17 protein-coding genes are annotated in these 17991 nt (G+C 72.9%); 10 read left to right on the top strand and 7 right to left on the bottom strand.

Annotated features, from left to right (window positions below):
* Nucleotides 1-126: 126 nt before the first annotated feature.
* A complete protein-coding gene (locus OG553_RS04480) occupies nucleotides 127-543 on the bottom strand; it encodes an SsgA family sporulation/cell division regulator (RefSeq protein ID WP_405977709.1) in 417 nt (138 codons plus the stop codon).
* A 324-nt stretch (nucleotides 544-867) separates the two neighbouring features.
* Here OG553_RS04480 and OG553_RS04475 point away from each other — a divergent pair, with 324 nt between their 5' ends.
* A complete protein-coding gene (locus OG553_RS04475; RefSeq protein WP_405977708.1) occupies nucleotides 868-1992 on the top strand; it encodes a WD40/YVTN/BNR-like repeat-containing protein in 1125 nt (374 codons plus the stop codon).
* Between the two features lie 339 nt (nucleotides 1993-2331).
* Here OG553_RS04475 and OG553_RS04470 read toward each other — a convergent pair whose 3' ends face one another.
* Nucleotides 2332-2631: a YciI family protein gene (locus tag OG553_RS04470; RefSeq protein WP_405977707.1), complete on the bottom strand. Its 300-nt coding sequence runs from the start codon at nucleotides 2629-2631 to the stop codon at nucleotides 2332-2334.
* Nucleotides 2632-2656: 25 nt separating this feature from the next.
* Here OG553_RS04470 and OG553_RS04465 point away from each other — a divergent pair, with 25 nt between their 5' ends.
* On the top strand, nucleotides 2657-3346 hold the full coding sequence (locus tag OG553_RS04465) for an endonuclease V (protein WP_405977706.1): 690 nt from the start codon (nucleotides 2657-2659) through the stop codon (nucleotides 3344-3346).
* On the opposite strand, the gene OG553_RS04460 is transcribed toward OG553_RS04465, so the two are convergent.
* Nucleotides 3340-3876, bottom strand: a complete 537-nt coding sequence (locus tag OG553_RS04460) for a hypothetical protein (protein WP_405977705.1) — start codon at nucleotides 3874-3876, stop codon at nucleotides 3340-3342. The genes OG553_RS04465 and OG553_RS04460 overlap by 7 nt on opposite strands.
* 33 nt (nucleotides 3877-3909) lie before the next feature.
* The gene (locus OG553_RS04455) at nucleotides 3910-4125 is read right to left on the bottom strand and encodes a hypothetical protein (protein WP_405977704.1); all 216 of its coding nucleotides are present in this window, start codon (nucleotides 4123-4125) and stop codon (nucleotides 3910-3912) included.
* A 314-nt stretch (nucleotides 4126-4439) separates the two neighbouring features.
* On the opposite strand from OG553_RS04455, the gene OG553_RS04450 reads away from it, so the two are divergent.
* Entirely contained in the window at nucleotides 4440-5786 is a 1347-nt protein-coding gene (locus OG553_RS04450; protein ID WP_405977703.1) for a DUF6923 family protein, read from the top strand.
* Nucleotides 5787-5845: 59 nt separating this feature from the next.
* Here the strand turns inward: OG553_RS04450 and OG553_RS04445 are convergent, their stop codons facing one another.
* Nucleotides 5846-7060, bottom strand: a complete 1215-nt coding sequence (locus tag OG553_RS04445; protein WP_405977702.1) for a saccharopine dehydrogenase family protein — start codon at nucleotides 7058-7060, stop codon at nucleotides 5846-5848.
* 95 nt (nucleotides 7061-7155) lie between these two features.
* Here OG553_RS04445 and OG553_RS04440 point away from each other — a divergent pair, with 95 nt between their 5' ends.
* The 6 genes from OG553_RS04440 (at nucleotide 7156) to OG553_RS04415 (ending at nucleotide 14484) form a co-directional block, all read left to right on the top strand.
* Nucleotides 7156-7548, top strand: coding sequence for an MmcQ/YjbR family DNA-binding protein (locus OG553_RS04440; protein ID WP_405977701.1), 393 nt, complete (start codon nucleotides 7156-7158; stop codon nucleotides 7546-7548).
* A 177-nt stretch (nucleotides 7549-7725) separates the two neighbouring features.
* Nucleotides 7726-8853 (top strand): CaiB/BaiF CoA transferase family protein, encoded by a 1128-nt coding sequence (locus tag OG553_RS04435; RefSeq protein WP_405977700.1) that lies wholly within the window; start codon nucleotides 7726-7728, stop codon nucleotides 8851-8853.
* A complete protein-coding gene (locus OG553_RS04430; RefSeq protein WP_405977699.1) occupies nucleotides 8853-9878 on the top strand; it encodes an LLM class F420-dependent oxidoreductase in 1026 nt (341 codons plus the stop codon). Before OG553_RS04435 ends, OG553_RS04430 begins: the two co-directional genes overlap by 1 nt.
* Before the next feature lie 9 nt (nucleotides 9879-9887).
* Nucleotides 9888-11030, top strand: coding sequence for an acyl-CoA dehydrogenase family protein (locus OG553_RS04425; protein WP_405977698.1), 1143 nt, complete (start codon nucleotides 9888-9890; stop codon nucleotides 11028-11030).
* A 23-nt stretch (nucleotides 11031-11053) separates the two neighbouring features.
* Nucleotides 11054-12268, top strand: a complete 1215-nt coding sequence (locus OG553_RS04420) for an acetyl-CoA C-acetyltransferase (RefSeq protein ID WP_405977697.1) — start codon at nucleotides 11054-11056, stop codon at nucleotides 12266-12268.
* Between the two features lie 44 nt (nucleotides 12269-12312).
* The gene (locus OG553_RS04415) at nucleotides 12313-14484 is read left to right on the top strand and encodes a 3-hydroxyacyl-CoA dehydrogenase NAD-binding domain-containing protein (protein ID WP_405977696.1); all 2172 of its coding nucleotides are present in this window, start codon (nucleotides 12313-12315) and stop codon (nucleotides 14482-14484) included.
* 66 nt (nucleotides 14485-14550) lie between these two features.
* Here the strand turns inward: OG553_RS04415 and OG553_RS04410 are convergent, their stop codons facing one another.
* Nucleotides 14551-15231, bottom strand: a complete 681-nt coding sequence (locus OG553_RS04410) for a maltokinase N-terminal cap-like domain-containing protein (protein WP_405977695.1) — start codon at nucleotides 15229-15231, stop codon at nucleotides 14551-14553.
* 10 nt (nucleotides 15232-15241) lie between these two features.
* Nucleotides 15242-15970, bottom strand: coding sequence for a MerR family transcriptional regulator (locus OG553_RS04405; protein ID WP_405977694.1), 729 nt, complete (start codon nucleotides 15968-15970; stop codon nucleotides 15242-15244).
* A gap of 85 nt (nucleotides 15971-16055) precedes the next feature.
* On the opposite strand from OG553_RS04405, the gene OG553_RS04400 reads away from it, so the two are divergent.
* Nucleotides 16056-17882 (top strand): AMP-dependent synthetase/ligase, encoded by a 1827-nt coding sequence (locus OG553_RS04400; protein WP_405977693.1) that lies wholly within the window; start codon nucleotides 16056-16058, stop codon nucleotides 17880-17882.
* The last annotated feature ends 109 nt before the right edge of the window (nucleotides 17883-17991 follow it).

Here is a 17991-nt window from a genome sequence, read left to right as displayed (position 1 = left end):
GGGCGCGGCGGGCGGGGGACGGTGTCGGTGTCTCGAACCTCAGAAGAGCAATGTCCTACTCCGTTTCGGCGACTACAGGGCCATCACGAAGCTACGGGCGGCCGGAGCCGCCCGCAAACGAATAAATCAGCAGGAGCCGCGCATCAGCTCGTCGAGACTGTGGTCCATGTCGAGGTAGCGGTGCTCCAGTCCCGGCGGCACGAGCGCGGAGGTGCGTTCGAGGAACCGCTGGAGCTCGGCCGTGGTCATCAGCACGATCGCCACGCCTTCGGGCGCGTGGAACTCGACCGTGGTCCGGTCCCCGTCGTACGGCCGCACCCGCACGTCGCCGCAGCCCGCCGGGTGGCGCAGCCCGGACATCAGCAGCTCGCGGGCGAAGGTCCAGGAGACCTCCACGCCTTCGAGCGTGGCCAGGGCGGGGAACGCCATGCGGACGGCGAAGGGATCCGAGCGGTCGTAGCAGAGGGTGACGGGGACGGTCTCGACCTTCGGTGCGGTGGCGATCAGTCGGGCCTGCACGGCCTGCTCGATGACAGTGATCAAGGCTCGCTCCCTTGCGGCGGATCTGCTGTCGGGCTGTGGGGTGGAGCCCGGCAACCGGATAGACGCCGGAATCGGCAAATCCGTGCATGGCGGATGACGTGAGCTGTGTCACCGATTGGCGCGATCTCGTCCGTGTGATCGCACAGAGTGAGCAGTGGTGACATGCGGTCAAAGGGCGCCGGGGCGGTTGCGCGCCGTGCGAGGTCATCCCAATACGTCCGGTATTCGATCGCTCCACAGGCGTAAGCGGATACCTGGAGGGGTGGGAGGGGCGGATGGAGGCACCCTGGACGGAGCCTTTGGGGTGCGTTAGCTTCCCGCGCCATGAGACTTCTGGGAGTTGGCATGTGCGCGGCGGCCCTGCTGGTCGCCACCGCCGTGGCGCCCGCGTGGGCGGACGGCGGCCCGGACGGCGGCGCGGACGCCTCTACGGCGGAACCCGCGCCGGGCTTACGGGGCGCCGGCTGGGCGGTCAAGGACACCGGGCAGGAAGGCGTCGACGGCGTCCGGTTCCGCGGCCTGGCCGCCGTCAGCCGGGGTACGGCCTGGCTGGCGGGTTCCAAGGGGCGGGTGCTGCGCACCGGTGACGGCGGCCGCAGCTGGCGGGACGTCTCCCCGCCCGCGGCGGTGGCCGAAGGGCTGGAACTGCGCGACATCGAGGCCTTCGACGGGCGCCGGGCCGTCGCCCTGTCCATCGGCGAGGGCGAGGCCTCCCGGGTGCTGCGCACCGAGGACGGCGGCACGACCTGGACCGAGGCCTTCCGCAACACCGATCCGCGCGCCTTCTACGACTGCCTGACCTTCTTCGACTCCCGGCACGGGCTGGCCGTGAGCGACCCGGTCGACGGCAGGTTCCGCCTCCTGGCCACCGACGACGGCGGCCGCAGCTGGCGGGTGCTCCCGGACGCGGGGATGCCGCCGGCGCTGCCCGGCGAGGCCGGATTCGCGGCGAGCGGGCAGTGCCTGACGGCCTCCGGGCCGCGGGACGTGTGGCTCGCCACCGGCGGCGGCCCGACCGCGCGGGTGCTGCACTCCGCCGACCGCGGCCTGACCTGGCGGGTCGCCGACTCCACCGTCCCCGGCGGGGACCCGGCGCGCGGGGTGTTCGCCCTGGCCTTCCGCGACCGTACGACGGGCCTCGCGGTCGGCGGCGACTACCGCACCGGCCAGGCCTCGCCGCGGGCGGCGGCCCGCTCCGCCGACGGAGGCCGCAGCTGGAACCAGGCGGCGACCCCGCCGTCCGCGTACCGCTCGGGCGCGGCCTGGTACCCGTACGGGCGCGGCACCGCCCTGGCGGTCGGGCCGACCGGTACGGACGTCACCACCGACGCGGGGCGGACCTGGCGGCAGCTGGAGGCGGGGTCCTTCGACACCGTCGACTGCGCGGCCGACGGGGGCTGCTGGGCGGCGGGGGAGAAGGGCCGGGTGGCCCGCCTGGAGTGGCGCTAGGCGGGTGCGGGTGCCGGTGCGGGTGGGGGCGCCGCTGCGCGGGCTGCTCCCCGCCCCGCCCTTCGCCCGTTCCCCGGGGCTGCGCCCCGGACCCCCTGGGGGCTCCGCCCCCAGACCCTCCCCCAGCTACCGCTGGGGGGACCCCCAGCGCCTCAAACGCCGGCGGGGCTGGAGGGTGCCGGCGGCGCTGGAATTCGCGCAGCGAATCTCCAGCCCGCGCGGCGATTGAGCGCACCGGGCGCGGAGCGTCCGGAACGGGGTCAGGAGCGGAGCCCCTGGGAACGGTGGAAGGGCGGGTAGGGGACGGCCCCGCGCAGCGCCGCCGCCCCCCCCCGCCGCCTACGACGGCACGGTCTCGCGGAAGGCGGCCAGGTCGGCCGAGGTCTTGGAGGCGATGAACTCCGTGATGCGGTACGCGCACACACCGGCCACCACGAAGGGGTCGCCCTCCGCGATCCGCTCGATCTCGTCGCGCGAGACCCCGCGGGCCAGGATCATCCCTCCTTCGCGCGGCACCTTGCGCCCCGAGGCGAGGAAGACGCCGGACGCGTAGTACCCGTCCAGCCAGGCGACGTGCGCGTCCATCTGCTCTTCGACGGCTTCGATGGGCGCGGTGTAGCTGAGCTCCATGACGAACATGATCGCCAGGCTACTCTGGCACCCCATGACGACTGTGAAGCCCCCCGCCAACGAGGCCGAGGCCCGCGCGATACAGGACGAACTGCGCGGCCTCGTCGTGCTCGACGAGGCCGGCCCCCCACCCGGCCGGGGGCTGATCGCCGGGGTGGACGTGGCCTACGACGACGAACGCGACCTCGTCGCGGCCGCCGCCGTCGTCCTCGACGCCGCCACCTTGGAGGTCGTGGCCGAATCCACTGCCGCCGGGCAGGTCAGCTTCCCGTACGTGCCCGGCCTGCTCGCCTTCCGCGAGCTCCCGACGGTGCTCGCCGCCCTGGAGGCCCTCCCCGTAACCCCCGACCTCGTCGTCTGCGACGGCTACGGCCTCGCCCACCCGCGCGGCTTCGGCCTGGCCTGCCACCTCGGGGTGGTCACCGGGCTGCCCAGCATGGGCGTCGCGAAGAACCCCTTCGCCTTCACCTGCGAGGAGCCCGGCGCACCGCGCGGCGAGGCCTCCCCGCTGCTCGCGCCCGACGGCGCCGTCGTCGGCCGGGCGCTGCGCACCCAGCGCGGGATCAAGCCCGTGTACGTCTCCGTCGGCCACCGCGTCTCGCTGGACAACGCCTGCGCCCACGCCCTCGCGCTGAGCCCCCGCTTCCGCATCCCCGAGACCACCCGCCACGCCGACTCCCTGTGCCGGCGCGCCCTCCGCGAGGCCGTCCACGCCGCTCAGTGACCGGCGGCCGCCCGCCGCTCCCGGGCGAGGTCGACCAGGCGGTGCATCACCGCCGGCGGCCGCGCCCGGTTCCCCGCCGCGGCGGCCGCGCGGGCGGGCACCGCGAGGCGCCGGAGCAGCTCGTCGGCTGGCAACCGCGCGTCCGCCACCGCCCTGTTCGCGACGCTGTCGTCCAGGTCGTCCGCGAGCCGCAGCAACAGCTCCGGACCGGCGTCCGGGTCGTCCATGGCCACGTACCGCAGCCGGGGGTCGGGATGGCCGGCGTACCGGGCCGGACCGCCGGGCCCGGCGAGGTCGGGGTGGTCGCGCAGCCGCCCCCCGCTCCGTTGGAGGCCCATCGCGTAGAGCTCGACGACCAGCGCGTGGGGCGCGTCGTCGTGGGCGAGGCAGAGGTTCTCGCGCACGCACAGGTCCTCGTCGGCGGCGAGCAGGGCCTTCACGTCGGCCGGCAGCTCGGGCCGCGAGGCCAGGGCGCGCCGCACCTCCAGGTCCGGATCGCGGGCCGGCCGCAGGGCGTCGGCACGGGTCACGGGCTCCTGTCGCACCGGAAACACGGGTTCCGGCTAGGTCTCCGGCTCCGGCTCCGGCTCCGGACGGGCGTCCAGGGCGGCCACCGCCTCGCGGACCCGCGGGTCGGTGTCGGCCCGCAGCCTCTCCCGTACCGGGTCGGAGAGCAGCTCCCACACCTGCGGCTTCGCCATCAGGGCCCGTACGACGGGGTCCGAGAGGGGCGTCATCTCCGGGTCGAGCGGTCGGCTCTTGAGCCAGTGGCTCCACACGGGCAGTTCGCCGAATTCCAGCAGCCGCGCCAGGACGGACGCGGGCAGGCGCCGTTCAGCGCCAGAGCTCCGAGCCAGGCGTCCACCACGCCCTCGTCCCCGGCGGCCCGTTCGAGCATCTGGTCCACTGTGTTCATCAGGTCATTCTCATCTTCGCCCGCTTGTTCGCGCTCCTGGTGCATTTGAGCGAACTCGGCCGGTGAAGCCCGAGCCGCCATGTACGGCCCAATGCCCGCTGTGCTCGTCTTTGTCCGGTACGTGCAGTACCAACGGTGCGCAGCCCGGCTGCGCTTGGCGGCGGAAGGGGCAGATTCGTGAGCAGAGGTACGAACGGAGCGGGCCGGAGGAAGCGGCAGCGGCGGGCGCTGGCGGCGCTGAGCGCGATCGGGGTCGTCGCCGGGCTCGCGGCCGGCGCGCTGGCGGTTCCGGTCGGCGCCGCGGCGGCCCCATCGGCCCCCGCGGCGGTCTCCGATCCGAAACAGCCGGACGGGACGCCCGTCGCGTGCGACGGGAAGGTCTACCTCTCGAAGGGCGATCCGAACCAGCTGTACACCGTCGAACGGGAGGCCGGGAAGGTCCGGTTCGAGGAGCTGGGCGGGCCGACGCCCTTCCTCTACAACGCCATCGGCGTGAACCCGGACGACCGCTTCCTGTACGGGACCACGTTCGGCGACGGGGCCAACAAACTGGTCCGCTTCGACGGCAAGGGCGGATTCGACCTGTACGAGGAGGAGGTCGAGGGCCTGCCGACCGCCCTCTACATCTCGGGCACGTTCGACGACGAGGGCAACTACTTCGTCCTGGCCGACAACACGGGTCTGATCCAGCAGATCGACGTGAAGGACAACAAGGTCGTACGGACGATCGAGATCCCGGCCCTGGCTCCCGACGCCCTCGACATCTTCGACATCGCCTTCCACGACGGGTACCTCTGGGGTTCGACCGAGGCGGGCGCCATCGTGCGGATCGACGTCGAGGACGCGCGTGCGGACTTCTTCCCCGGCGTCCTGCCGGGCGGTTCGGACTTCGGCGGCGTCTTCGTCTACGGCAACGGCGACCTCGGGTTCTTCCGCAACGCCGGAGAGCTCATCCGCGTGCACGTGAAGAACGCGACCGGATCCAACCCGAAGTTCACCGTGCTGTCGCGGCAGGCGACGCCGGAGCAGTCGCTGACGAACGTCGACGCCACCTCCTGCTTCTTCGACTCCTCCGCCGACCTGTCGGTCCACAAGCGCGGCCCCAAGGTGGTCACGGCGGGCGACGAGATCACCTACGACATCACCGTGAAGAACGGCCGCAAGGGCGCCTCCTCCGGCTGGTCCCTGGTCGACGACCTCCCCGCGAAGGTCCTGGACCCCGCGACCGAGACCGCGGGGTGCGAGATCAGCAACGGCCTGCTCTCCTGCACCGGCGGCCCGCTGCGCGAGGGTGGCCGCGTGAAGATCACGGTGACCGGCACCGCCGGCGAGGTCACCAAGCCCACCGCCGTGCCGAACACCGCCACGGTCTTCGGTGACGACGCGGACCCGCACAGGAAGAACGACACCGGCTTCGCGTCCACGAAGATCAAGCCGGCCGGTGGGAACGGGGACGGGAACGGGGACGGGGAGGAAGGGCGGAAGGAGCACGGGCCCGGGCACGGCGAGCCCGCCGGGCGCTAGCGCCACGGAAGGCGGTGGGGCCCCGGGCACGTTCCTCCCGGGGCCCCGCCGTCGTACTTCTACAGCTCCGCCGCCACGCGGAAGCGGATGCCGGCCTTCTGGAGCCGGTCCAGCAGGGCGTCACCCATCGCCACCGCCGTGGTCAGCTGGCCGGAGCGGTCCGGGAGGGCGTCGTGGGCCAGGCACAGCGCTGACTCCGCCAGCATCTTCGCGGTCTCCCCGTAGCCCGGGTCGCCGCCCGACACCTCGGTGAACACGCGGCGCCCGCCGCCCTCGCCGATGAACCGTACGGTGAACCAGCTACGGGCGCGCCGCTCCGCGTCCGGGCCGCTGCCCGGCTCCCACAGCCCCATCAGCCACCGCCGCGCAGGCGGGACCTGAGCCAGCACCGCCGTCGCGCCCACCGCCGCCGACAGGCCCAGCGCGACCGGCAGGTGCCGTACCGAGGCGTAGTGGCGGTAGCGGAAGTCCGGCCCGTACCGCTCCAGCGCGGCCGCCGACCGGGTCACGATCCGCGGGTCCAGTACGGGCAGCGGCAGGGCCCAGGTCCCGGTCTCCCGGCTGAAGCGCGGAGCGCCCACGGGTCCCCGTACCCGGCGGCCCGGCAGCCGGGGTTCGTGCAGCCGGCGGGTCCGCGCGGCCGCCAGGGTCTGCGGTCCCCGGCCCAGCGCGGTCAGGGCGGAGGCGACCGTGCCGCCGGAGGCGAGCGCGCCGGCGCGCAGGAACCCGTCCACCCGCAGCGGCACCCCGGAGGGCAACAGGCCCACCGTGAAGTACGCGCCGAGGTCGGCCGGGATCGAGTCGAACCCGCACGCGTGCACCAGCCGGGCCCCCGTCTCCCGGGCCCGCGCGTCGTGTTCGACGTACATCCGGTCCACGAACTCCGGCTCCCCGGTGAGGTCGGCGTAGTCGGTGCCCTCCTCGGCGCAGGCCGCGACCAGCTCGGCCCCGTGGTGGACGTACGGGCCGACCGTGGTGGCCACCACCCGGGTACGGGCGGCCAGTTCGCGCAGCGCCCGCGGATCCCCCGCGTCGGCGCGCAGCAGCGGCAGCCGGGCGCACTCCGGGTTCAGGGCGGCCAGCCGCTCGCGCAGCCGCTCCAGCTTGCCGAGGTCGCGGCCGGCCAGTGCCCACCGGCAGCCGGCCGGCGCGTGCTCGGCGAGGTACTCGGCGGTCAGCGCCCCGACGAACCCGGTCGCCCCGAAGAGCACGAGGTCGAGCTCCCGCCCCGGACGGCCGCCGCGGACGGGCTCGTTGTGGACCTGCTCGGTCATGGACCGTTCCTCCCAGCTGGTGTCGGTGGCTGAGGTTAGCGTTGACGTCGACTGTCCGTGCGAGCAGGTGTTGCCTGCGGTGAGTGGAGGCGTCGATGAAGGCTGCGGTGCGCAAGTGGGAGGCGGTGCGCGAGTTCGCGCTGGGGCTGCCCGAGGCCGTGGAGGAGCACCCTTGGGGGCCGGAGGAGGGGGTGGTGAAGGTCAACAAGAAGATCTTCGTCTTCCTGGGCAACGCGGACGGCCCCGAGCCGCCCGGCCTGTCCGTCAAGCTCAAGGACGAGGACCTGCACGGGCACGCGATGAACGCGCCCGGCGCCGCGCCCACCGGCTACGGCCTCGGCAGGTCGGGCTGGGTCTCCGTGCCGCTGGGGGAGAAGGGGGCGCCGTCGGTGGAGGTGCTGTGCGAGTGGGTGGAGGAGAGCTACCGGACCGTCGCGCTCAAACGGCACGCGGCGCTCCTCGACGCCCGCGCCGGGGGCGGTGCCTGACGGGGTCCTCGGTCCCCGGCCGTCGTCCGCGCCCCGGACCGGAACGAGCCAAAGCGGAAACCTGCTAAGCGCTTGCTCTTGTGCTGAGTGGGGCGCGTTCCTAGCATCACTGGTGTTACATCGGTTGTGTCACACCTGCACACCCACCCACCCGTACACCAGGATGCCGGGGGCACGATGGCAGTGACAGCAGGCCCGCTCGCGGGAGTACGCGTCGTCGAACTGGCGGGCATCGGCCCCGGCCCGTTCGCCGCCATGGTCCTCGCCGACCTCGGCGCGGACGTCGTCCGCGTGGACCGGCCGGGCGGCGGAGGGCTCGCGATCGACCCGGCGTACGACGTCACCAACCGCAACAAGCGCTCCGTCCTGGTCGACCTGAAGTCCGCCGGGGGTCCCGCCCTCGTGCTGGACCTGGCCGAGCGCGCCGACGTGCTGATCGAGGGCTACCGGCCCGGGGTCGCCGAACGGCTCGGCGTCGGCCCGGACGACTGCCTCGCCCGCAACCCGAAGCTGGTCTACGGCCGGATGACCGGCTGGGGCCAGGAGGGCCCGCTCGCCCACACCGCCGGGCACGACATCGCGTACATCGCCGTCACCGGCGCCCTCGGCATGATCGGCAACCCCGGAGAGCCCCCGGCCGTCCCCGCCAACCTGGTCGGCGACTACGCGGGCGGCTCCCTCTACCTCGTCATCGGCATCCTCGCAGCCCTCCACCACGCCCGCGGCCCCCAGGGCGCCGGGCAGGTCGTGGACGCCGCGATCGTCGACGGCACCGCCCACCTCACCGCCATGATCCACGGCATGGTCGCGGCCGGCGGCTGGCAGGACCGGCGCGGCGCCAACCTCCTGGACGGCGGCTGCCCCTTCTACGGCACCTACGAGACCTCCGACGGCCAGTACATGGCCGTCGGCGCGCTGGAGCAGCAGTTCTACGACACCTTCACGGAACTCCTCGGCATCAAGGACCGGGCCCCCGCCCGCAAGGACCTCGCCCGCTGGGACGAGCTGCGCGAGGCCGTCGCAGCCCGCTTCAAGTCCCGTACCCGCGAGGAGTGGACGGCCGTCTTCGAGGGCACCGACGCCTGCGTGGCCCCGGTCCTCTCGCTGCGGGAGGCCCCGCACCACCCCCACCTCGCCGCCCGCGCCACCTTCACCGAGTTCGGCGGGACCGTCCAGCCCGCCCCCGCCCCGCGCTTCTCCGCCACCCCCGCCCGCGTCACCTCCGGCCCCGCCCTGCCCGGCGCGGACACCGGGTCCGTGGCCGCCGACTGGGGCGTACCGGCACTCCTCCCGAAAGAGGCCTGATGGAACTGTCCATGCTGCTCGACTACGCCGGCGACCCGCGCCGCGCCGCCGACGAGGCGGCCGCGCTGGAGTCGGCCGGCCTCGACGCCGTATGGGTCGCCGAGGCCTGGGGCTTCGACTCCCCGACCATCATGGGCTACCTGGCGGCGCGCACCGAGCGGATGAAGATCGGCTCGGCCATCGTCAACGTCTACTCCCGCACCCCCGCCCTCATCGCCCAGACCGCCGCCGGACTGGACGCCGTCTCCGGCGGCCGCGCCCTGCTCGGCCTCGGAGCCTCCGGCCCGCAGGTGATCGAGGGCTGGCACGGGAAGCCGTACGACAAGCCGCTCGGCCGTACCCGCGAGACCGTCGACCTGTGCCGTCGCATCTGGCGCCGCGAGACCATCGACCACCACGGCATCACCGACATGCCGCTGCCCGCCGCCAAGGGCGGACGGCACGGCAAGCCCCTGAAGATCCTCACCCGCCCGGTCCGGGACCGGATCCCCGTGTACGTCGCCTCCCTCGGCCCGGCGAACGTGGCGCTGACCGCCGAGATCGCCGACGGCTGGCTGCCCACCCTCTTCATCCCCGAGAAGGCCCACGCGGTGTGGGGGAGCGCCCTCGCCGAAGGCGCCGCCAAGCGCGCCCCGGAGCTGGGCCCGCTCCAGACCGTCGCGGGCGGCCTGCTGGCCATCGGCGAGGACGCGGCCGCCGCCCGCGACCTCGCCCGGCCCCAGATCGCCCTGTACGTGGGCGGCATGGGCGCCGTAGGCAAGAACTTCTACAACGACCTCGCCGTCGCCTACGGCTACGAGGAGCAGGCCCGCCGCATCCAGGAGCTGTACCTCGCCGGCCGCAAGCGCGACGCGGCGGCCGCCGTCCCGGACGAGTTCTGCGAACTGATGACCCTGTGCGGCCCCGAGGGGTACGTGCGCGAGCGCGTCGAAGCCTTCCGGGAGGCCGGCGTCACCATGCTCAACGTCACGCCGGTCGGCCCCGAGCCGGCCCGGCTGATCGAAACCGTCAAGAGCTGGCTGTAGGGGGCCCCGATGCAACGCCGCATCTACGACGCCGACCACGAGGCGTTCCGCGAGACCGTGCGCACCTTCCTGCACAAGGAGGTGCTGCCGCACTACGAGCAGTGGGAGAAGGACGGCATCGTCAGCCGGGACGCCTGGCGCGCCGCCGGCCGGCAGGGCCTGCTGGGCCTGGCCGTCCCCGAGGAGTACGGGGGCGGCGGCAACCCGGACTTCCGCTACGCGGCCGTGCTCGCCGAGGAGTTCACCCGCGCCGGAGCCCCCGGGCTCGCGATCGGCCTCCACAACGACATCATCGGCCCCTACCTCACCTCGCTGGGCACCGAGGAGCAGAAGCACCGCTGGCTCCCCGGCTTCTGCTCCGGCGAGACCATCACCGCGATCGCCATGACCGAACCGGGCGCCGGCTCCGACCTCCAGGGGATCCGCACCAGCGCCGAGGACCGCGGCGACCACTGGCTGCTCAACGGCTCCAAGACCTTCATCTCCAACGGCATCCTCGCCGACCTGGTGATCGTCGTCGCGAAGACCACCCCCGAGGGCGGGGCGCACGGACTGTCCCTGCTCGTCGTCGAGCGCGGCGCCGAGGGCTTCGAACGCGGCCGCAACCTCGACAAGATCGGCCAGAAGTCCCAGGACACCGCCGAGCTCTTCTTCAACGACGTACGCGTCCCCAAGGAGAACCTCCTCGGCGAGCTGAACGGCGCCTTCCTCCACCTGATGACCAACCTCGCGCAGGAGCGGATGGGCATCGCGATGGCCGCCATCGCCGCCGCCGAACACCTGCTGGAGATCACCACCACGTACGTCAAGGAACGCGAGGCCTTCGGCCGGCCGCTCTCCAAGCTCCAGCACATCCGCTTCGAGATCGCCGAGATGGCCACCGAGTGCGCCGTCACCCGCACCTTCCTCGACCGCTGCATCACCGACCACGCCAACGGGGAACTGGACCACGTCCACGCCTCGATGGCCAAGTGGTGGGCCACCGAACTGCAGAAGCGGGTGGCCGACCGCTGCCTCCAGCTGCACGGCGGCTACGGCTACATGACCGAATACCCGGTGGCGCGGGCCTTCACCGACGGCCGCATCCAGACCATCTACGGCGGCACGACCGAGATCATGAAAGAGATCATCGGCCGCTCCCTCCTCGGCTGACCTCCCTTCGAAAGGCTTGACCAGTGAGCACCGAAGCGTACGTGTACGACGCGATCCGCACCCCGCGCGGCCGGGGCAAGGCCAACGGCGCCCTGCACGGCACCAAGCCGATCGACCTGGTCGTCGGCCTCATCAACGCCCTGCGCGAGCGCAACCCCGGCCTGGACCCCGCGACCATCGACGACATCGTCCTCGGCGTCGTCGGCCCCGTCGGTGACCAGGGCTCCGACATCGCCCGCATCGCCGCCATCGCCGCCGGCCTGCCGGACACGGTGGCCGGCGTACAGGAGAACCGCTTCTGTGCCTCGGGCCTGGAGGCCGTCAACCTGGCCGCCGCCAAGGTCCGCTCCGGCTGGGAGGACCTCGTCCTCGCGGGCGGCGTCGAGTCCATGTCCCGCGTCCCCATGGCCTCCGACGGCGGCGCCTGGTTCGCCGACCCCATGACCAACTGGGACACCGGCTTCGTCCCGCAGGGCATCGGCGCCGACCTGATCGCCACCATCGAGGGATTCTCCCGGCGCGACGTGGACGAGTACGCCGCCCTGTCCCAGGAGCGCGCCGCCACCGCCATCAAGGAGGGCCGCTTCGCCAAGTCCGTGGTCCCCGTCACCGACCGCAACGGCCTCGTCGTCCTCGACCACGAGGAGTTCGTCCGCCCCGGCACCACCGCGGACACCCTCGCCAAGCTGAAGCCCTCCTTCGCCGACATCGGCGACCTCGGCGGCTTCGACGCCGTCGCCCTGCAGAAGTACCACTGGATCGAGAAGATCGACCACGTCCACCACGCCGGCAACTCCTCCGGCATCGTCGACGGCGCCTCCCTCGTCGCCATCGGCACCCGCGAGGCCGGCGAACGGAACGGCCTGCGCCCGCGCGCCCGCATCGTCTCCGCCGCCGTCTCCGGCTCCGAGCCCACCATCATGCTCACCGGCCCCGCCCCGGCCACCCGCAAGGCCCTCGCCAAGGCCGGCCTCACCATCGACGACATCGACCTGATCGAGATGAACGAGGCCTTCGCCGGCGTCGTGCTGCGCTTCGTCAAGGACATGGGCGTCTCCCTCGACAAGGTCAACGTCAACGGCGGCTCCATCGCCCTCGGCCACCCCCTCGGCGCCACCGGCGCCATGCTCCTCGGCACCGTCGTCGACGAACTGGAGCGCCAGGACAAGCGCTACGGCCTCGTCACCCTCTGCGTCGGCGGCGGCATGGGCGTCGCCACCATCGTCGAACGAGTCTGACCCGTCCTGATTCCCGAGCCCCCTCTGACACGGAAGTAGCGAACATGAGCGAGTCCACCACGATCCGCTGGGAACAGGACGAGACCGGCGTCGTCACCCTGGTCCTCGACGACCCGGGCCAGTCCGCCAACACCATGAACCAGGCCTTCAAGGACTCCATCGCGGCGATCGCCGACCGCGCCGAGGCCGAGAAGGACTCCATCCGCGGCATCATCTACACCTCCGCCAAGAAGACCTTCTTCGCCGGCGGCGACCTCAAGGACATGATCCGGCTGCGCCCCGAGGACGCCCGGCTCGCCTTCGACACCGGCACCGAGATCAAGCGCTCCCTGCGCCGCATCGAGACCCTCGGCAAGCCCGTCGTCGCCGCCATCAACGGCGCCGCACTCGGCGGCGGTTACGAGATCTGCCTCGCCTCCCACCACCGCGTCGCCCTCGACGCCCCCGGCTCCAAGATCGGCCTGCCCGAGGTCACCCTCGGCCTGCTCCCCGCCGGCGGCGGCGTCACCCGCACCGTCCGCCTGATGGGCATCGCCGACGCGCTGCTCAAGGTCCTGCTCCAGGGCACCCAGTACAACCCCCAGCGCGCCCTCGCGGCCGGCCTCGTCCACGAACTCGCCTCCACCCCCGAGGAGATGCTGGCCAAGGCCCGCGCCTTCATCGACGCCAACCCCGAGTCGAAGCAGCCCTGGGACGTCCCCGGCTACAAGATCCCCGGCGGTACGCCGTCCAACCCGCGCTTCGCCGCGAACCTCCCGGCCTTCCCCGCCAACCTCAAGAAGCAGCTGAACGGAGCCCCGTACCCGGCCCCGCGCAACATCCTGGCCTGCGCCGTCGAAGGCTCCCAGGTGGACTTCGAGACCGCCCTGACCATCGAGGCCCGGTACTTCACCGAGCTGGTCACCGGCCAGACCGCGAAGAACATGATCCAGGCGTTCTTCTTCGACCTCCAGGCCGTCAACGCCGGCCGCAGCCGCCCCGGGGGGACCGAGCCCCGCAAGGTCCGCAAGGTCGCCGTCCTCGGCGCCGGGATGATGGGCGCGGGCATCGCCTACTCCTGCGCCCGCGCGGGCATCGAGGTCGTCCTCAAGGACGTCACCGCCGAGTCCGCCGCCAAGGGCAAGGCGTACTCCGAGAAGCTGCTCGACAAGGCCCTCGCCAAGGGCCGCACCACCGAGGCCAAGCGCGCCGAACTGCTCGCCCGCATCACCCCGACCGCCGACGCCGCCGACCTCGCCGGCTGCGACGCCGTCATCGAGGCGGTCTTCGAGGACACCGCCCTCAAGCACAAGGTGTTCCAGGAGATCCAGGACGTCGTCGCCCCCGACGCGCTGCTCTGCTCCAACACCTCCACCCTCCCCATCACCGGCCTCGCCGAAGGGGTTTCGCGCCCCGCCGACTTCATCGGCCTGCACTTCTTCTCGCCCGTCGACAAGATGCCGCTCGTCGAGATCATCAAGGGCGACCGCACCGGTGACGAGGCCGTCGCCCGCGCCTTCGACCTGGTCCGCCAGATCAACAAGACCCCGATCGTCGTCAACGACTCGCGCGGCTTCTTCACCTCGCGCGTCATCGGCCAGTTCATCAACGAGGGCGTGGCGATGGTCGGCGAGGGCATCGAGCCCGCCTCCGTCGAGCAGGCCGCCGCCCAGGCCGGCTACCCGGCCAAGGTGCTCTCGCTGATGGACGAGCTGACCCTCACCCTCCCGCGCAAGATCCGCAACGAGACCCGCAAGGCCTTCGAGGCCGAGGGCCGCGAGTGGACCGAGCACCCGGCCGACCGGGTCATCGACCGGATGGTCGACGAGTTCGGCCGCCCCGGCCGCAGCGGGGGCGGCGGCTTCTACGAGTACGACGAGAGCGGCAGGCGCAGCCGCATCTGGCCCGGCCTGCGCGAGCACTTCGCCAAGCCGGACGCGCAGATCCCCTTCGAGGACATGAAGGAGCGGATGCTCTTCTCCGAGGCCCTGGACACCGTCCGCTGCCTCGACGAAGGCGTCCTCACCTCCATCGCCGACGCCAACATCGGCTCCATCATGGGCATCGGCTTCCCGGCCTGGACCGGCGGCGTCATCCAGTACGTCAACGGCTACGAGGGCGGCCTGCCCGGCTTCGTGGCCCGCGCCCGCGAACTGGCCGCCACCTACGGCGAGCGCTTCACCCCGCCCGCCTCCCTGGTGGCCAAGGCCGAGCGCGGCGAGACGTACGCCGACTGACACCGCCAGGCCCGGTGGTCCCGGGGCGGCCCGCGCGTGCGGGCGGCCCCGGGACCCGCCGGTTCCTCAGCCGCGCAGGTACGCGAACACCCCGCGCTCCGCGGCGCCGCCGCCGTCGGCGCCGCCGTCCGGCGCGGACCAGCCGGCCAGCACCTGCCCGAGCAGGCCCTCGCCGGAAGCGGCCCCGGGCCGCAGCGCCCGCGTCAGGGCCAAGGTCAGCACCGGGGCCTCCCGGCCCGCCGGGCCCACCGTGATCTCCGTACCGGCGGCGGTGTCCGCCACCTTCCCCGGCCCGGTCAGACCCGCCGGTGCACCCCGGCCCTCGGAGCGGACCTCGACCGTGGGGTCGGGGGTGTCGGTCTCGCTCTGCGCCTGGGCCGCCGCACCGCCCGCCAGCAGCGCCAGCAACTGCTCGACCAGCACGGGGTCGTGGGCGCCGTCGTAGACCCAGCGCGTACCCAGCACCCCGTGCTCCAGGGTCCCGACCAGCCCGGCCTCCGCACCCTCCAGCGGCGCACCCCGGTAGGTGAGCGGCACCAGGTAGGAGACGGGCTCCGACCCGGAGCCGTCGGTGACCACCATGAACTCGACCCCCACCTCCCCCTCGGGGTCGTCGAGCCGGAAACCGCCCGCCTTCACCAGCGGAACGGCCTTCTCCGCACCCAGGTACCAGGGCCTCAAGGGCAGCCAGCCGGCAAGGAGTTCGAGCTTGGTCGGGGACAGCGTGGTGTGATGGATGATCGCCATACGGCCGAACCTACCCGCCCTCCGAGGCGAACGCCGCCCGCAACTCCTCCTTCAACGACCGCTGGAACGCCGTCACCAGCGCCTGCACCACCATCGGCTGCATGTGCGCCGACAGCGCCTTCATCGACTCCACCCGCTCCGGATCGTCCTCGTCCTCGGTGAACGGCCCCCACACCTCGTCCCGGAACAGAGCCGTCAACTGGTGCGCCGCCGTCCGCGCGTGCTCCAGCAGGATCCCCCGCGCCACCAGCAGCGTCTCGTGGGCGATCGGTACGTCGAGCAGCGCGACCCCCAGCCGCAGCAGGCCCACGTCCACCCGGAAGCCCTCCCCGGACTCCGACACCACGTTCATCGCCGCCAGCCGGCGCAGGTCCCCGTCCGACAGGGTCCGCCCCGCCCGCCTCTCCAGCTCCGCCCGCGACACCTCCTGCGCCGCGTCCGGTGCCCAGGTCGCCACCAGCGCCCGGTGGATCGCCAGGTCGTGCGCGCTCAGGTCGTCCGGCAGGGCGTCGAGATAGCGCTGGATCGCCGACAGGGTCATCCCCTGGTGCTGGAGCTCCTCGATCAGCGCGAGCCGCGACAGGTGCTCGGGCCCGTAGTGCCCCACCCGACGAGGTCCGATCACAGGAGGGGGCAAAAGCCCGCGCGTGCTGTAGAACCGTACGGTGCGGACGGTGACACCGGCCTTGGACGCCAGTTCGTCCACGGTGAGCATCGGCTCGGTCGCCCGGTCGGTCATCGCCCGCTCCTCGCTCTCTGATCCACGGCTTGGGTTCAACAGTATTGCTGTCGCACCAACGATGTGAAACGGCCAGGAGCTGCCCATGACCACGAACCTGCGACTGCCCGGACGACCCGAAGAGCTCACCCTCCCCGCCCTGCTCGCCCGCAACGCCACCGAACACCCCGGCCTGCCCGCCCTCTCGTGGCGCGAGGGCGACGGCTGGAAGACCCTGAACTGGGGCGAGGTCCGCCGCGAGGTCGCCGTCCTCGCCGCCGGATACGCCGCCCTCGGCGTCGAGCGCGGCGAACACGTCCTGTTGATGATGGGCAACCGCCCCGAACACTGGCTCACCGACCAGGCCCTCGTCCACCTCGGTGCCGTCCCCGTCACCGTCTACGGCACCTCCGCCCCCGAACAGATCGCCCACATCGCCCGCCACAGCCGGGCCCGGCTGGCCGTCCTCGAAGGCGCCGGCGAACGCGACCGGTGGGCACCGCTCCTCGACGACCCCGCGACCCCGCTCGAACGCCTCGTCATCGCCGAGACCGCCGAAGCCGGCCCGCACACCCCGTACGCCTCCGTGTACGCCGACGGCGCCCGCCCGCACCGAGCCGACGACTTCGAGAAGGCCTGGCGGGAGACCCGCCCCGAGGACCCCCTCACCGTCGTCTACACCTCCGGCACCACCGGCGACCCCAAGGGAGTCCGGCTCAGCCACCGCAACATCCTGCTCCAGTCCGTCCGGCTCGACCGCGGCGTACACCTCCCCGAACACGCCGAGCACGTCTGCTACCTCCCCTTCGCGCACATCGCCGAACGGATCCTCGGCATCTACCTGCCCCTGCTGCGCGCCGCCCACGTCCGCCTCGTCGCCGACCCCACCGCCGTCGCGGCCGCCGTCCGCGAGCTGCGCCCCGTGCAGTTCTTCGGGGTGCCCCGGGTGTGGGAGAAGCTCGCCGCGGGGGTACGCGCGGTCCTGGCGGGCCTGCCGGAGGAGCAGCGGCGCGCCATCGAGGACGCCGGTGACCTGGCCCGGGCCCGGGCCGGCCACCAGGAACGCGGCGAGGAGGTGCCGGCCGCGCTCGAAGCCTCGTACGCCGGGGCGAAGGAACGGTTCCTGGATCCGCTGCTGCGGCTGGCGGGGCTCGACCGGCTCGTCTGGACGGCCAGCGCCACCGCGCCGATGCCGATCGACGTGGTCCGCTTCTGGGCCGGCTGGGGGATCACCGTCATGGACGCCTGGGGGCTGACCGAAACCTCCGGCGTGTGCACCCTCAACAGCAACGCCCCCCGGGGGTTCCGGCTGGGCTCGGTGGGCCGGCCGATCGAGGGGCTGGAGCTGAAGGTCGCCGGGGACGGGGAGATCCTCACCCGCGGCGCGACCGTCTTCGACGGATACCTGCGCCCCGACGGGACGGTCGAGAGCGCGGCCGACGCCGAGGGCTGGTTCCCGACCGGGGACATCGGACGGCTCGACGAGGACGGCTTCCTGTGGCTGACGGACCGCAAGAAGGAGCTGATCATCACCTCGAACGGGAAGAACGTATCCCCGGCCCTGGTGGAGAACACCGTCAAGGAACACCCGCTCATCGGCCAGGCCCTCGTCCACGGCGACGGCCGCTCCTACCTGGTCGCCCTGCTCGTCCTGGACCCCGAACTCGCCCCCGCCTGGGCCGCCGCCCGCGGCATCGAGACCGCCTCCCTGGCGGCGCTCGCCGAACACCCGGCCGTCCTGGAGGAAACGGCCCGCGCGGTCGCCGCCGCGAACGCCCGCCTCAACCGCACCGAGCAGATCAAGCGCTACCGCCTGCTGGCCGAGGAATGGGGCCCCGCCACGGGAGAACTCACCCCGTCCCTCAAACTCCGCCGCCGCGTGGTCCGGGAGAAGTACGGGCACCTGATCGAGGGGCTGTACGGGGAGGGGTGACGCGCCGGGGGGTACGCGGCCTGCGGCGCGGGCCCGGTCGGTAGCTGCCCACCCGCCTCCCTGGGCGCGGGGCAGCGGCCGGGTGGGTGGTGCCCCCGGGGGCGGTCTC

This window comes from Streptomyces sp. NBC_00158, assembly GCF_045160885.1.
GTDB lineage: Bacteria > Actinomycetota > Actinomycetes > Streptomycetales > Streptomycetaceae > Streptomyces.
This window is presented reverse-complemented; position numbering and strand designations above follow the sequence as displayed.